This is a genomic window from Gilliamella sp. W8145 (genome assembly GCF_016101145.1).
GTDB classification, from domain to species: domain Bacteria; phylum Pseudomonadota; class Gammaproteobacteria; order Enterobacterales; family Orbaceae; genus Gilliamella; species Gilliamella apis_A.
Genome location: NZ_JACFRC010000001.1, coordinates 1,053,509 through 1,067,089, shown reverse-complemented (window position 1 = coordinate 1,067,089; position 13,581 = coordinate 1,053,509). Strand labels below are relative to the sequence as shown.

11 protein-coding genes are annotated in these 13,581 nt (G+C 33.8%); all 11 read left to right on the top strand.

The genetic code is table 11. From position 1 onward, the window contains the following. Window positions 1–212: 212 nt before the first annotated feature. Window positions 213–3,092, top strand: a complete 2,880-nt coding sequence (ptrA, locus tag H3T80_RS04830; RefSeq protein WP_110447538.1) for a pitrilysin — start codon at window positions 213–215, stop codon at window positions 3,090–3,092. A 100-nt stretch (window positions 3,093–3,192) separates the two neighbouring features. Then, complete coding sequence (locus H3T80_RS04825; RefSeq protein WP_198200352.1) at window positions 3,193–4,065, top strand: helix-turn-helix domain-containing protein; 873 nt, start codon at window positions 3,193–3,195, stop codon at window positions 4,063–4,065. Between the two features lie 27 nt (window positions 4,066–4,092). Beyond that, on the top strand, window positions 4,093–5,376 hold the full coding sequence (aroA, locus tag H3T80_RS04820) for a 3-phosphoshikimate 1-carboxyvinyltransferase (protein ID WP_367274770.1): 1,284 nt from the start codon (window positions 4,093–4,095) through the stop codon (window positions 5,374–5,376). A gap of 1 nt (window position 5,377) precedes the next feature. Further along, window positions 5,378–6,058, top strand: a complete 681-nt coding sequence (gene cmk / locus H3T80_RS04815; RefSeq protein ID WP_198200350.1) for a (d)CMP kinase — start codon at window positions 5,378–5,380, stop codon at window positions 6,056–6,058. Window positions 6,059–6,185: 127 nt separating this feature from the next. After that, window positions 6,186–7,868 (top strand): 30S ribosomal protein S1, encoded by a 1,683-nt coding sequence (gene rpsA, locus H3T80_RS04810; protein WP_110447542.1) that lies wholly within the window; start codon window positions 6,186–6,188, stop codon window positions 7,866–7,868. A 99-nt stretch (window positions 7,869–7,967) separates the two neighbouring features. Next, a complete protein-coding gene (ihfB, locus tag H3T80_RS04805) occupies window positions 7,968–8,258 on the top strand; it encodes an integration host factor subunit beta (RefSeq protein WP_034901983.1) in 291 nt (96 codons plus the stop codon). Window positions 8,259–8,484: 226 nt separating this feature from the next. Beyond that, window positions 8,485–10,770, top strand: a complete 2,286-nt coding sequence (locus H3T80_RS04800; RefSeq protein WP_198200348.1) for a DNA internalization-related competence protein ComEC/Rec2 — start codon at window positions 8,485–8,487, stop codon at window positions 10,768–10,770. 90 nt (window positions 10,771–10,860) lie between these two features. After that, the gene (lpxK, locus tag H3T80_RS04795; RefSeq protein WP_198200347.1) at window positions 10,861–11,874 is read left to right on the top strand and encodes a tetraacyldisaccharide 4'-kinase; all 1,014 of its coding nucleotides are present in this window, start codon (window positions 10,861–10,863) and stop codon (window positions 11,872–11,874) included. Continuing rightward, complete coding sequence (locus H3T80_RS04790; RefSeq protein WP_086359461.1) at window positions 11,871–12,056, top strand: Trm112 family protein; 186 nt, start codon at window positions 11,871–11,873, stop codon at window positions 12,054–12,056. The genes lpxK and H3T80_RS04790 overlap by 4 nt, the downstream gene beginning before the upstream one ends. Before the next feature lie 21 nt (window positions 12,057–12,077). Then, window positions 12,078–12,842, top strand: coding sequence for a 3-deoxy-manno-octulosonate cytidylyltransferase (gene kdsB / locus H3T80_RS04785; RefSeq protein ID WP_110447544.1), 765 nt, complete (start codon window positions 12,078–12,080; stop codon window positions 12,840–12,842). 3 nt (window positions 12,843–12,845) lie between these two features. Continuing rightward, window positions 12,846–13,538 carry a DUF2461 domain-containing protein gene (locus tag H3T80_RS04780; RefSeq protein ID WP_198200345.1) on the top strand — a complete coding sequence of 231 codons (693 nt, stop codon included), beginning with the start codon at window positions 12,846–12,848 and terminating at the stop codon, window positions 13,536–13,538. Window positions 13,539–13,581: the final 43 nt, after the last annotated feature.

Genomic DNA, 13,581 nt, shown 5'->3' with positions numbered 1-13,581 from the left:
AACCATATCTTTTAGATAATTGCTATTTTTATGCAAAACGATTATCACTATATTGCTCTCTTCTATTAATAAAGCTGTAATTAATCATACCTTCTATATACCTTTATATTCTTGAATTTTGACTGTAATTTTGAATTCCAAATAATAAATTTTTCTTTTTCATTTATATTTATATTTCGATTATACTGTCTTTTAAATTAGGCGAGAATTCTATGAATAACATGAAAACTAAAACACTATTTATTACTGCATTAACCGTTTTTACATTTAATAGTTCATTTGCTATTGAGAATAAGCATGAACATTCTGTATTATCAAATAAAGTTCACCAAAGCGAACGAGATGATCGTCAATATGAAGTGATTGAACTTAATAATAAAATGCGAGTTTTATTAGTTTCAGATCCGAAAGCAACCAAATCACTCGGATCAATAGCATTGCCTGTTGGTTCACTATATGATCCAGTACTTCAACAAGGATTAGCTCATTACACAGAACATATGGTGCTAATGGGTTCGAAAAAGTATCCTCAACCGTCAAGCTTTACTGAGTTTTTGTCACGACATGCCGGTAACTATAATGCTACTACCAGTGGTAATCGGACTGCATTTTTCTTTGAAGTTGAAAACGGTGTGATTAATACTGCATTAGATTATTTAGCTGATGCGATTGCTGAGCCAATTTTTGATCCTAAATTTGCTGATAAAGAACGTAATGCCGTTAGTTCTGAAATGACGATGTACCGATCGAGTGATGGTTTCCGCATTCAGCAAGTTGATTCTGAAACGATTAATCCTAATCATCCAGCAGCACAATTTTCTGGAGGCAATTTAGAAACATTAAGTGATAAAGATAATAGTAAATTGCAAGATGAATTGGTTAATTTTCATGATAAATATTATTCAGCTAATATTATGGTTGGGGTTATTTATAGTAATCAATCCATTGAAAAATTAGAAACTTTGGCTGAATCTACTTACGGTCAAATTCCTAATAAAAATATTGTTGTTCCACCAATTACTAAACCAGCGATAACTCAGGAGTTTACTGGTAAAGAAATTACCATGATACCAGCTCAACCTAGAAAAATGTTGTCTCTAAAATTTCCAATCGAAAATGACATCGATAAATTTGCAGATAAAACCAATGAATATCTTATCTATTTAATTAGTAATAATAGTAAAAATACCTTAGCTGATCAGTTACAAAAACAAGGCTTGATTGAAGCTATTCAAACAACTTGTGATAGTAAATATTATGGTAATAGTGGGACATTTAATATTAATGTTATTTTAACTGATGAAGGTTTGGCACAAAAAGACAAGGTGATTGCAGCTATATTCAATTATTTACAATTAATTGAAAAACAGGGCGTTTCAGAAGCTTATTACGATGAGATAAAAAAAGTTTTTGCTTTGTCGTTTAAGTATAAAGATGTTAACCGCGATATGTCTTATGTTGAATGGTTATCTGATCAAATGCTGCTTTATCCAGTTAAAAATGTATTAGATGCGGATTATGTTGCTGAACATTTGAATAAAGAAGCTATCATCACTCGAATCAAAAGTTTTACTCCCGATAATGCTAGAGTTTGGTTGATTGCTCCAAATCAAACCACCGATAAAACTGCATATTTTCTTAATGCGCCTTATAAGGTCGATAATATTACAGATGAATTAAAAGCAACGTGGACTAATTTAGCTAAAGATTTTTCGTTTAGTCTGCCTGAATTAAATCCTTATATTCCTGATAATTTTAGTATAATTGCACAAAATGAAGATCAGATTCAACCAGCTACATTTAGTAAACGTGGTAATCATATTCATTTTGTTAGTCGTCATTTTAGTAATGATCCTAAGGCTGTGATTGCTGTTTCTTTACGTAATAATCAGGCTTTTAAAGATGCAAAAACGTCAATTGCTTTTGAGTTACTTGATTACATAGTTAGTCGTGATTTAACTCAATTACAATTTCAAGCTGGTAATGCCGGAATGTCATTATCTACTGGTACTGATAATGGTTTAATGATAACAGCTGCTGGTTTTAATCAACATTTACCAGAAATGGTATTGGCTATTCTTAATAGTTATCGTCAAGTGACTATTGATGAACAAAGTTTAGCATTAGCTAAATCATGGTATCTGCAACGACTTGATGGGGCAGATCATTTCGAAAGTATTCGATTAGCGTCCGAGCCAGTTCTTGCATTATCTAAATTGCCGCACTATTTTGAACGAGACGAAAGACGACAAATTACAAATACTATCACTATTAGTGATGTTGAAGCTTATCGTGATAACTTGATGTCTCAATCGATACCTTACATGATTAGTTTAGGTAATATTTCAAATGAAGATTCTCTGGATCTTTATCATGCAGTGCAAAAGACATTAAAACGCAATGTTGAATTTACGCCTTTGGATGATATAGCAATTAAAACTTCGTTTACAGCGAGAATCACCCAACAAGCGAAAAGTACCGATAGCGCATTGTTAATGACTTATTTCCCAACTAATTATGATCCAACTAAAAGCCAAGTAGTTGGCTATACATTAGCTAATATTATGTCACCATGGTTTTTTGATCAATTACGGAGCAATGAACAATTGGGATATCTTGTAGGTATTTTTCCATTTTTCATCGGTGAATCAGTAGGGCTGGGTTTTGCTGTGCAAACTAATCAGTGGGATCCTGCTTATCTATTACAACGTTATCAAGCCTTTTACCCAGCAATGTTAAATAAATTAGATGCGTTAACTGATGAGGATATTGAAGAGTATAAAAGAAGTATCATTGATGAACAGACAATGCCTCCGCAATCCTTAGATGAAGAGTTTGAACGTTTAATTTCAGATTATCGTTTATCTCGTTTTCAATTCGATTCTCGTGATAAAAAAATAGAACTACTTAAGAAAATCACTAAACAAGATTTAATTGATTTTTATAAAAATACCGTTATTGAACAAAAAGGTTTAGTAATAGCATCACAAGTGATAGGAAAAACGGAAAAAGAAGAAAAGCAACCGGAAGCTATCACTGACTATACTGAATTTAAAAATGCATCATCATTACAAAATGAATTATTAAAATAAAAGACTCAAGCATGTATTTAGTCTGAAATATCATTACATTAAATTGGCATTGTACCTACCATATGGTACACTGCCAAAATCCCAATAGTTTGAGTATATTATGATTACTGGATCGATTGATTATTGTGCTATCGGACAGCGATTGCGGGCTTACCGTATCGCTGCGTCTCTCAGAGCTGAAGATGTTGCAGAAAGTCTTAAAATCTCTAGAGCTGCAGTTTACCGTTTAGAAAAAGGCGAAATTGTCAAAATAGAAACACTTGAACGTTTAGCCTCATTATTAGATACTTCATTTGCTAGTTTGCTTGGCATTGACACTGAATATTATTCCAGTGGTGATGGTTTTTTTGAACGCATGCGTCAATTAGAAGAACAATCTACGCACATTTATTCCCATTTTGATCCTTTTTCTTTTCTATTAACTTCTTCCGATTATCTTGCTCATTTAGGTATGATGTTAAATGAGTCGAGTGAATCCATTGCAGCGCAAAGATATGCAACATCATTATCGATTTTAAATGAGCGTAAGACACAGTTTTATCAATCTGTACCAAAAGTGATTAATCTAATCAGTTTGCGTAATGTTGAGCGATTTTTGCACATCGGTTTGGTTGGCAATTTAACTATTTCTCCAGGCAAGAAATCTGAAAGAATGTTGTTAGCTCGTAAAGAAATTTATCATTTGATCAAATTGATAGAAAATCAAGCTTATGCACCAACAATTGCGATTACGGAACAAGCTATCCCATCCATCGCTTTTCAAATATTTTATCAAAATGAAGATGCGTTAGCATTGGCAATGAGTCCTTTTCGATTAGGTGAACTACCTAATATAACCACAGGGATTGCCTCAATAACATCTTCAGAAGATGCAATTAAACGTTATCGCCACTTATTTGATAAGTTATGGCAAAATAGTGCGAAAGATCATAAAGCAATCGATCTATTAAAAACCACCTTAGAAAATTTTTAAAGAATATTAAAATTACTAAAGAGAGTCATTATGTTATCTTTAACATTACAACCGATAAAAAAATTTAGTGGTACCATTAATTTACCTGGTTCTAAAAGTGTATCAAATCGTGCCCTATTATTATCTGCACTTAGTCAAGGTAAAACAAGATTAACTAATTTACTTGATAGTGATGATGTTCGCTATATGCTTGAGGCTTTAAAAGCGTTGAACATCAAATATCATCTGTCAGATGACCGAACAATTTGTGATATAGAAGGGGTAGGTGGTAAATTACATTCTGCTCACCCATTAGAACTATTTTTAGGAAATGCCGGGACAGCTATGCGTCCTTTAGCTGCAGCACTTTGTTTAGCCGATAATAATATTGTATTAACGGGTGAACCTCGTATGAAAGAGCGTCCAATTGGTCATTTGGTGGATGCATTACGTCAAGGTGGCGCTAAAATTGATTATCTTGAAAATGAAGGTTATCCGCCACTTCATATCCATGGTGGTTTTACTGGAGGTAAGATTGCTGTAAATGGCTCAGTATCAAGTCAATTTTTGACTGCACTATTGATGGCCGCCCCTTTAGCTAGCAATGATACTGAAATTACTATTATTGGCGATCTAGTTTCTAAACCATATATTGATATTACAATAGAAATGATGGCAATGTTTGGTGTATCGGTTATCAATAATCAATATCAGACATTTGTCATTAAAGCTAATCAAACTTATCAATCGCCTGGTAGTTATTTGGTAGAAGGTGATGCCTCTTCAGCATCCTATTTCTTAGCGGCAGCAGCAATTAAAGGTGGCACTGTTCGTGTTACTGGAGTTGGTAAAAAAAGTTTACAAGGAGATACTCAATTTGCCCATGTGCTTGAAAAAATGGGTGCCAAAATAACTTGGGCTGATGATTATATTGAGTGTACTCACGGTGAATTAAATGGTGTCGATATGGATATGAATCATATTCCTGATGCTGCGATGACAATTGCAACCACTGCACTCTTTGCTGATGGAACAACGACAATTCGAAATATTTACAATTGGCGAGTAAAAGAGACCGATCGCTTATCGGCTATGGCCAACGAATTACGTAAAGTTGGTGCTATTGTTGAAGAAGGAGAGGATTATATTACTATAACTCCTCCTGCAAAACTCAATCATGCAGAAATCAAAACTTATAATGACCATCGTATGGCTATGTGCTTCTCATTAGTTGCACTCTCTGATACGCCAGTAACTATTTTAGATCCGAAGTGTACAATGAAAACATTTCCTGATTATTTTGAACAATTTAAACGATTAAGCGAAATATAACATGACAAAAAATATTCCTGTTATTGCTGTTGATGGTCCTAGTGGTGTAGGTAAGGGTACATTATGTCAAGCGTTAGCAAATCACTTCAACTGGCATCTTTTGGATTCAGGTGCTATTTATCGTGTGTTAGCGCTAGCGGCGTTAAAACAAAATATTGCTTTAGATGATATTAATCAGCTAACTAAGCTTGCATTGAATTTACCGTTAACATTTGATAGCAGTCATGGTGATGTCAAAGTATTGTTGGCTGGGGTTGATGTTTCAAAAGAGATTCGTACCGAACAAACTGGTGGAGCAGCTTCAAAAGTAGCTGCAATAAATGAAGTAAGAACAGCCTTATTACAGCGTCAACGTGATTTTCGACAATTGCCTGGATTAATTGCCGATGGTCGTGATATGGGCACAGTCGTGTTCAGCGATGCCCCTGTAAAAATATTTCTTGATGCTAGCGCTCAATCAAGAGCAGAAAGAAGAATGAAACAGTTGCAAGATAAGCAAATTCATGCTAAATTCCCCGAAATTTTGCAGGAGATAACCGCGCGTGATGAGCGAGATCGAAATCGAGCGGTTGCGCCCTTAAAGCCTGCAGTTGATGCATTAATAATTGATACCACATCTCTCTCTATCGAAGATGTTTTTAATCAAGCTATTATGTATATAAAAGAAAAACTTGCGCTATAAGTTTATATTGTATGTAAACTTATTGTGTAAACGAAGCTCCATTATAAGGATGTAAGTGGAGTAACATAAACAACCCCACAAGACAGGATGTAATGTGGACGTTAATATTAATTTAAGTATATAAAATATGACTGAATCTTTTGCTCAACTCTTTGAAGAGTCTTTAAATCAACTAGACACTCGTTCTGGTAATATGATCCGTGGTACTGTCGTTGCAATCGACAAAGATGTTGTTTTAGTTGATGCTGGTTTAAAATCTGAATCAGCAATTCCAGTAGAGCAGTTTAAAAATGCCCAAGGTGAATTAGAAGTTCAAGTTGGCGACGTTGTAGACGTTGTTCTTGATTCTATTGAAGATGGCTTTGGTGAAACAATCTTATCTCGTGAAAAAGCTAAACGTCATGAAGCGTGGCTAACATTAGAAAAAGCAGTTGAAGATGCTGCAACAGTTTTAGGTGTTATCAATGGTAAAGTTAAAGGTGGCTTTACGGTTGATCTTAATGGCGTTCGTGCGTTCCTACCAGGTTCGCTTGTTGATGTTCGTCCATTACGCGATACTTCTCATATTGAAAATAGAGAGATCGAATTAAAAGTTATTAAATTAGATCAAAAACGCAACAACGTAGTTGTTTCACGTCGTGCAGTAATTGAATCTGAAAATAGCGCAGAAAGAGAACAACTTCTTGAAAATCTACAAGAAGGTTCTGAAGTTAAAGGTATTATCAAAAATCTTACTGATTACGGTGCATTCGTTGATCTTGGTGGGGTTGATGGTTTACTACATATCACTGATATGGCTTGGAAACGTGTTAAACACCCAAGTGAAGTGGTTGAAGTTGGTCAAGAATTACTTGTTAAAGTTCTTAAATTCGATAAAGACCGTTCACGTGTTTCTCTTGGCTTAAAACAATTAGGCGAAGATCCTTGGGTTTCAATTGCTAAACGTTACCCAGAAGGCACTAAAGTAACTGGTAAAGTAACTAACTTAACTGATTACGGTTGTTTCGTTGAAATCGAAACAGGTGTTGAAGGTTTAGTACACGTTTCTGAAATGGATTGGACTAACAAAAATATTCATCCATCTAAAGTAGTTAGCTTAGGTGATGAAGTTGAAGTTGTAGTTCTTGAAATTGATGAAGAACGTCGTCGTATTTCTCTTGGTCTTAAACAATGTAAACCAAATCCATGGTTACAATTTGCTGAATCACACAATAAAGGTGATAAAGTTAGCGGTAAGATCAAATCAATCACTGATTTCGGTATCTTCATCGGCTTAGATGGTGGTATTGATGGTCTAGTACATCTTTCTGATATTTCTTGGAATATGCCAGGTGAAGAAGCTGTTAAAGCTTATAAGAAAGGTGACGATATTGAAGCTGTTGTTCTACAAGTTGATGCTGACCGTGAACGTATCTCATTAGGTATCAAACAACTTGAAGACGACCCATTCAGCAGCTTTGCATCTAACTTCAAAAAAGGCGCAATTGTTAAAGGTAAAGTTACTGCAGTTGATGCTAAGGGTGCAACAGTTGAAATCGCTGACGGTATCGAAGGTTACTTAAAAGCACAAGATATTGCTCGTGAACGTATTGAAGATGCAACTACTGCATTAAATGTTGGTGATGAAGTAGAAGCGAAAATCGTAAATATCGATCGTAAAACTCGTGCAATTTCACTATCTGTACGTGCTAAAGATGAAGCTGATGAAAAAGAAGCATTAGCAGCTGTAAATAATACTGCAACTCAAGAAGATGCATCATTTACTAACGCAATGGCTGAAGCATTTAAAGCAGCATCAAAAACTGAGTAAAAAATATTTATTCAAAGAGTAAAGAGGGCTTGCCCTCTTTTTCTTTTGTGGTATAAAATGAATAAAATATATACCACACAAAATAAATTAGGAGTGACCATGAACAGATCCGATTTAGCAGAAAGAATAGTCAACTGGCGGGCACACCTTCCTGTGCAACTTGTTGATGATGCAGTTAGAGACATTATTGAACAAATTGCTTTAGCGATGGAAAGTAATGATCGTGTTGAAATACGCGGTTTTGGTAGTTTTAGTCTTAACTACCGTGCACCACGTAAAGCTAGAAATCCTAGAACAGGAGGAAATGTTGAGGTTAAACACAAATATATCCCTCACTTTAAACCTGGGAAAGAGTTACGTGAACGAGTAAATAATGCAGCTAAAGCATAATTTCAATCCATTTAATAAAAAAGCCTTTGAGTAAAATCAAAGGCTTTTTTATTAATTAATTAGATGAATGATTCTCAATAGAAACAGAAATAGTAATTTTTAAATTGGAATGTAGCTCTAAAATTAAAGGTAAAATAATCCAAAGAAAGTTCTAACATATTAGATTAAATATTTGAACAATATTAATATGTAGAAATTGATGCGGCATTACGGTTCAATAGATTTAATGGCAATTGTATTCACCTTTGGGTGTGTGCCATTAATGTTTTTGCCATCATTGCCTTTAGAAACAAGTTGGCTTGTTTTGGCTGGGGTATTCATTGTTATTATTTTAGTATGGTCAATACGACGCCATTACTATCTTTGTGTGATTGCTGTTTTTATATTAAGTTTTCTCTGGTCTACAGCAAATGCAAAACAATATTTAAGCCTAATTGAACCATATATTGACCAGACATTAGTCGTCACAGCAAAAGTTGAAACTATTAATACTCAAATTTATTCCCCCAAAAAAAACAATCCGTATTATGCAAAATTTTCCATTTTAAAAATTTCAGATCAGATTTTATCATCACCAATACCTATTATTATTTATTGGCAACAATCAGATTTAATTAAAGCTGGTCAAATTTGGCAATTAACAATAAAAACTAAAGTGACGCAAAGTTATTTAAATGAAGGCTCATTTGATAAACAACGTTTTGCCATTGCAAATCATACTTTGTTAAAAGCTAAAGTTATTAAATCAGTTTTGCTCGAAAAAAAGTTTAATATTCGACAAAGTATTGCTGATAAATGTTTAGCTTATATTAATCTGTTTAGTTATCGAGGCATTTTATTAGCATTAGGATTTGGTGACCGTTCACAGATTTCTGATCATAATCGTTTAACTATGATGCAAACCGGTGTAGCTCATTTAATGGCAATTTCAGGAATGCATATTCTGTTAGTATTCTATATTAGTTGTTTTTTGCTAAAAGGATTACTGTTTTTTTTCCCACAACGCTATAGCCATTTATTATTACCCATATTAATTGGTTGGTTAACAACGTTATGTTATACATGGTTAACTGGTTTTAATCCTCCAGCATTACGAGCTATTTTAGCATTATCAATTTGGATATATTTGCGTTATAAAAATAATCACATCAGCGCGTGGCAGAAAATTAACCGTATTATAGCGTTATTATTAATTTTGGATCCGCTAATGATACTATCTGAAAGTTTTTGGATGTCCTGTTATGCTGTGGTTAGCTTGATTTTTTTATTTGAATGGTTGCCATTAGCTAGCACGTTAAAAAATAAAAAACGATGGTATTTTATTAGATTATTACATTTACAATTTGGTTTAACATTATTATTGCTTCCTATCCAATTATTTATTTTTCATGGTATAAGTGTTGTTGCGTTGTTAACTAACTTAATTGCAATTCCTATTGTTTCGTTAATCACCTTTCCCGCGATTTTATTGGCATTATTATTTAGTCTGATGGACTGTTTTTATCTTGCTTTATGGTTATGGTTTGTTGCGCAAACTTCGCTAGAATGGCTTTTTTATTGCTTAGAATATTTAAATATTTTATGGCTAAATATACCAGCGGATTTTTATTTGTTTAGTAGTATTGGATGGTTAAGTATTATCATTATTAGGATAGAATTTTGGCGAAGTTTCAGCTTTTCTATTATTATTGTTATAACAATATTATTTTCGCCAATTTATAAACAACCCGATTATCTATGGCGAATGGATATGTTGGATGTTGGACATGGATTGGCCATTGTGATTCACAATGGTAAATCAGCCATTTTGTATGATACTGGTGCAAAATGGGAAAATAGTTCAGCGGCTGAGCAAGTAATCATCCCTTTTTTACAATGGCATAATCTGAATGTTGAAGGAATTATTATTAGCCATAGCCATAATGATCATATTGGTGGTTTAAGCTATTTACGACAACGTTATCCTGATGCGTGGTTAATGAGTTCATCTTCAAGTTTGAGTAATGATTATAACTGTTTAGCTGATCATAAATTTCATTGGCAACATTTACGCTTTAATGTGTTATGGCCGACCAAATTAGTGAGTGATCCTAATAACGGCGATTCATGTGTAATACAAATTACTGATGGTCAATTTTCAGTGTTGTTGACGGGTGATCTAGAACGTAAACAAGAATATGATTTAGTGGTTAAATATAAACGCAATTTACACTCAACCATTCTACAAACTCCTCATCACGGTAGTACTACTTCATCAAGTTATTCATTCTTAAATTATGTTAATCCTTTTAATTCACTAACTTCAACATCACGTTATAACCCATGGAGATTACCTTCCAATAAGATAACTAATCGTTATAAAGCGCTAAATATTAATTATTATGTTACAGGTAAGGAGGGGCAAATAAGTCTATTTTTTTATACATCATCATGGCAACAAAAAACTATGCGACAAGATATCAATCCAAGATGGTATCATGATTGGTTTGGTAGTTTATCATTTTATGAGTAAAATAGAATTATTGTTAGTATGGTTTATAAATTATGTATTTATCCACTATATAAAAATAAAATTATTGGAATTAGAGAGCATAATAAAGTTATGATTGAGAAACTATGGTATGGTAAAAATAAATCATTTTGGTTGTTGTTGCCATTTTCATTATTGTATGGATGTATTAGCTTTATTCGTCGTCAATTATACAAGTTTGGTATATTCAAAGCATGGCAATCTCCAATTCCCATTATTGTCATTGGTAATTTATCAGCAGGAGGTAATGGTAAAACGCCTCTGGCAATCAGTTTAATTGAAGCCTTAAAGGCTAAAGGCCTGAAAGTTGGATTAGTCTCTCGTGGTTATGGTGGAAAATCCGACCATTATCCATTAATTTTAGATGAACATACTACCACTGCTCAAGCTGGTGACGAACCAATTTTAATTTATCAAAGAACTCAAATACCAATTGCGGTCGCACCTAAGCGAGTCGAGGCAGTTAAAGAATTATTAAAATCATATCAATTGGATGTTGTTTTAACTGATGATGGTTTACAGCATTATGCATTAGCTCGTGATATTGAGATCGTAGTCGTTGATGGTAAACGACTATTCGGAAACGGTTGGTGGATCCCTGCAGGCCCTATGAGAGAGCGAACAAATCGGTTGAAATCAGTAGATTTAATTATGATAAATGGTGACAGCTCGGGCGATATATCAAATCAGTATCCAGATAAAACTTATACTATGCAATTAACCCCTAGTTACGCGGTAAATCTACTAACCAATGAAAAAAGCCAATTATCGGCATTACATCATATTTGTGCCATTGCTGGTATTAGTAATCCAAAGCGATTCTTTGATATGTTAATAAAAATGAATGCAGATTTGTTACATACAGAATCTTTTGCTGATCATCAAAATTTTAGCCTGCCATTGTTAGAGAAAATAGCTGGAAATAATCAAACACTTTTAATGACCGAAAAAGATGCAGTGAAATGTCGACAATTTGCATTACCTAATTGGTGGTATTTACCAATTGATGCTACGATACCCAATCAGGCTATTGAAAAGATTTATTCACTATTTGTAGAAAGAAAATTACAAAGAGAAAAAAAATGAAACAACTGTTATTAAGTGCTATTGCTTGTCCTAAATGTCATGGACAATTAGAATACGATAAGCAACATCAACAATTAGTTTGCCAAAATGATAGGTTAGTTTACTCAATAAAAGAAGGGATACCGGTATTATTAGCAAGCGAAGCAAATTCACTAAATCAATCTAATTGTAATAAAGAATAATTAAAGTTTTGAGGTAATTTTATGAGTTTTACAGTAATTATTCCTGCTAGATATGCTTCAAGCCGTTTACCGGGAAAACCCCTTGCTGATATCCATGGCAAACCGATGATAATTCGAGTAATGGAACAAGCGCAAAAGTCATCGGCTAGTCGAGTTATCATTGCCACTGATAACCAACAAGTTTTTGATGTAGTGCAAAGCTATGGTGGTGAGGTCGTTTTAACGAGTGATAAGCATAACTCAGGAACTGAACGTTTAGCTGAAGTCATTAATACTTTTCAACTGGCTGACGATGAAGTTATTGTAAATGTTCAAGGTGATGAACCATTAATTCCACCGATTATTATTGATCAAGTTGCTGATAATTTAGTGAAATACAAGACAGGAATGGCAACTTTAGCTGTGCCGATTGCTTCCGTTGAAGAAGCATTTAACCCAGGTGCTGTAAAAGTGGTTATGGATAAAGATGGTTATGCACTCTATTTTTCTCGGGCGACTATTCCGTGGGAGCGTGATCGTTTTGCTCAATTGAGTGAACAAAATAAACTTGATTCGATTGGTGACTTTTACCTACGTCACATTGGTATTTATGCATATCGTGCGGGTTTTATTCGTCAATATATTCAATGGGCACCTTCTGCTTTAGAACAGATAGAAATGTTAGAACAATTAAGAGTTCTTTGGTATGGTGAGAAAATACATGTAGCGGTGGCCAAACAAGCTCCGGCTATTGGGGTTGATACCCAAGAGGACTTAGATAAAGTTAGAGCATTATATCAGGAATAAAATATGGCAAATTTTACTGGCTTTACTCAAGAAGGGTTAAATTTTTTACAAGATGCTTGGATTAACAATAGTAGAGTTTGGTTTGAAGAGCATAGATCAATTTATGACAATGATTTGATCAAACCTTTTCGATTATTGGTTGAGCAACTAACACCAACCATGCTTAAAATTGATGAATGGTTTGAAACGCGTCCAGCTATAGGTAAAACAATTTCACGAATTCATCGTGATACGCGATTCTCTAAAGATAAGTCATTATACCGTAGTCGTTTATGGTTGACGTTTAAACGCCCTAATCGTGATTGGAAAGAAGCTCCAGCCTATTTTTTTGAAATTGGTCCAGATAGCTATAGATATGGTTTAGGTTATTATTGTGCTTCAAAACCTACTATGGATATCTTTAGAGAAGAAATACTAAATGACCCCTCTAAATTTTTGGCGGTAATTAATTGTGTTAAAAAACCATTTGAATTAGTAGGGGAAATGTATAAAAGACCATTAATCAAAGATCAAGATGAAAAATTATCGACATGGTACAATCGAAAGAACATTGCTGTAATGGTAACCAATAATCATATTGAAGATGTTCTAAATGGTGATTTACCGAATAAACTTGCTAAAGGTTTTAAACAACTTTTACCTCTATATGATTATTTGATGCGAGTAGAAATGATAAAAAATATCCCAAATCTATAGTTAATCAATAAGATAAAAAAATTGTAATAAAAAAATAGCCTTT